This window comes from Blautia sp. HCP3S3_C12 (genome assembly GCF_052064155.1).
Classification (GTDB): domain Bacteria; phylum Bacillota; class Clostridia; order Lachnospirales; family Lachnospiraceae; genus Blautia_A.
The window spans coordinates 1-2,534 of the sequence record NZ_JBQHWC010000038.1 but is presented as its reverse complement, the minus strand read 5'-3'; the positions used below and the strand labels follow the sequence as shown (position 1 = coordinate 2,534).

Annotated in this window: 2 protein-coding genes and 1 pseudogene; all 3 read left to right on the top strand. The window is 35.0% G+C overall.

The window, feature by feature from the left end; all coding sequences use genetic code 11:
• Positions 1 to 829, top strand: a pseudogene (locus ACTNDS_RS16570) (hypothetical protein); the annotation flags it as partial.
• A 1-nt stretch (position 830) separates the two neighbouring features.
• On the top strand, positions 831 to 1,883 hold the full coding sequence (locus ACTNDS_RS16565) for a hypothetical protein (protein WP_441036852.1): 1,053 nt from the start codon (positions 831 to 833) through the stop codon (positions 1,881 to 1,883).
• A gap of 93 nt (positions 1,884 to 1,976) precedes the next feature.
• Positions 1,977 to 2,471: a hypothetical protein gene (locus ACTNDS_RS16560; RefSeq protein WP_441036851.1), complete on the top strand. Its 495-nt coding sequence runs from the start codon at positions 1,977 to 1,979 to the stop codon at positions 2,469 to 2,471.
• The last annotated feature ends 63 nt before the right edge of the window (positions 2,472 to 2,534 follow it).

The following is a 2,534-nucleotide window of genomic DNA, read 5'->3' as shown; positions in this document are numbered from 1 at the left end:
ATACTCCTTTTCGATAAGAATTGTCATATCTGAATTCTTACCAAAAAGGAGTTATTTTTTACCAAAAACACAAACTATTTTACACTACCTAGTAAAAAATGCCGTTTCTAATAAGCTTGATAGTATGCCCTTTTCAAACGCTTGGGTAGCTTCACAAACAGCAGAATTTTTGCCTGAAAAATCTTCCTTACACCTGGGCATTCAAAACTCTTTAAGGTTTTGGAACTTTTTTGATGTTCCAAATAGTGTACTAGGATACTCAAATGTAGGGGGATTTGGCATTGATGGTAGCATGTCATCATTAATTGGTGCTTCATTATCCGATTCAAATAAACTCTATTTTTGTGTTTTAGGTGATTTGGCTTTCTTTTACGATTTAAACTCTTTAGGAAATAGACATGTTGGGAATAATGTGCGTATCTTATTGGTTAACAATGGAAAAGGTACTGAGTTTAAATTAACAGGGAATCCTGGACACCTTTTTGGAGAAGAGACAGATAAATATATAGCAGCAGCCGGTCATTATGGAAATAAGTCTAATCAACTTGTAAAGCACTATGTTGAAGATTTGGGATTCGTTTATTTGTCCGCATCTACTAAAGAAGAATACCTCAATATAAAAGAATATTTTATTGCTCCTGATCTCTATGATAAACCGGTAGTATTAGAAATTTTTACAAATAGTGAAGATGAGGATAAAGCTTTAACAATGATTAGGGAAGCAGTTGTGTCAGGACAAGGATTGGTAGAAAAAAGGACAAAACAATTTGTTAAAGGAATTTTAGGTGACAAAGGTGTTAGTAAAGTAAAACAGATGATAGGAAAATAAAATGAATATTTTAATATTAGGCGGAACTGGTGCTATGGGCGTTCCTTTGGTAAAACTCTTATCAAAAGATAACATGTTGTTCGTAACATCCAGATCCAAAAAGGAGAATAAAGAGAACATAACATACATTCAAGGGAACGCGAAAGATTCAGAATTCTTTTCTTCCTTGATGAATAGGAAGTACGATTCAATCATTGATTTCATGGTTTATAGCACAGAAGAGTTGAAGGAAAGACTGCCGACTCTTCTCGATCATACAAACCAGTATTTTTTCTTCAGCTCATCCCGTTGCTATGCTGATTCAAATGCCCGTATTACTGAGGATTCTCCCAGATTGGTAGACGTATGTACCGATCCAGAATATCTTTCCATCGATGAATACGGAATGGCAAAAGGTAGAGAAGAAAACCTTCTAAGAGAAACCGGTAGAACGAACTGGACAATTATTAGACCTTATATCACATACAACTCCAATCGTATTCAATTAGGGGTGTATGAGAAAGAAAACTGGTTAAGAAGAGCGTTGGCGGGAAGAACTATCGTATTTCCTAAAGACATAGCATCTAAGAAGACATCTCTGACTTATGGACCTGATGTTGCAGGAGCAATAGTTCAACTAATCGGTAACAAAAAGGCATATGGACAGGCTTTTCATATCACAACTGATGAAAGCCATACCTGGGGAGAAATTTTAGAATTCTACTGTAAGAAGATAGAAGAAATCACTGGGAAGAAACCAAAAGTCAAACTTGTTGAAAACTCCGATGGTTTAATAACTGTATGGAATAAGTGGCAGATTAAATACGACAGACTTTTTAATAGAGAATTTGATAATACCAAGATTGAAACTGTAAGAGGAAAGTATGATTACAAACCTACATTTGAAGGTCTTGGAGAATGCTTAGAACAGTTTATATCTAATCCTATTTGGCTTGGCACGAACGGAAAGTATGAAGCCTGGTGTGATCGCCAATGTGGAGAATGGACTCCATTATGGGATATTCATGGAAAACGAGCAAAACTTAGCTATTTGAAACATAGGATTTTAGGATGATTTATCCATACTGTACAGAAGTTTGTTGTTTGTTTGACTCTTTGATAGTAACTGTATATATGAAAACATCTTTTGAGAAATGAGAAAATAAATATGAAATTATTTGATTTGATAAGTATTCCTTTGTTTGGAAAACACATATTCCTGCCATGGCTATTAAAAAAAGAAGGCGGTGAAATGCAATCTAGTTCAATAAGAACATATTATAAGGAAAACTGGAATATTGATGTTAGCCTTTATTCTTATGGTTGCTTTACAACAAACTTTAACTATGCTAACGCAGGGAAAGTAACAGTTGGACGATACTGTTCATTTGGCTCAGGTGTCAGTTATTTTGGAGCAAATCATCCAATTTCAACGTTTAGTACATCTCCTATTTTTTATAGGAAAATGTTTGGCTATGATGTAGAAGATGTCCCAAGATATACTCTAAATATCGGAAATGATGTGTGGTGTGGAAGCGATGCCAAGATAACAAGTGGTTGTCATAGTATTGGCAATGGAGCGGTTATAGGAGCTGGTAGTGTTGTAACAAAAGATGTTCCTCCTTACGCAATAGTGGGGGAGACTGTCCGAAAACTCGGATAATCTAATCTGATGAGAAAAAGATTGATATGCTCTTGTGAGCGTTCAATATAAATTAAAATTGCA

Coding starts and splice junctions, on each gene's coding strand:
- ACTNDS_RS16565 (WP_441036852.1), top strand. CDS start 831: ATGAATATTTTAATATTAGGCGGAACTGGTGCTATGGGCGTTCCTTTG.
- ACTNDS_RS16560 (WP_441036851.1), top strand. CDS start 1,977: ATGAAATTATTTGATTTGATAAGTATTCCTTTGTTTGGAAAACACATA.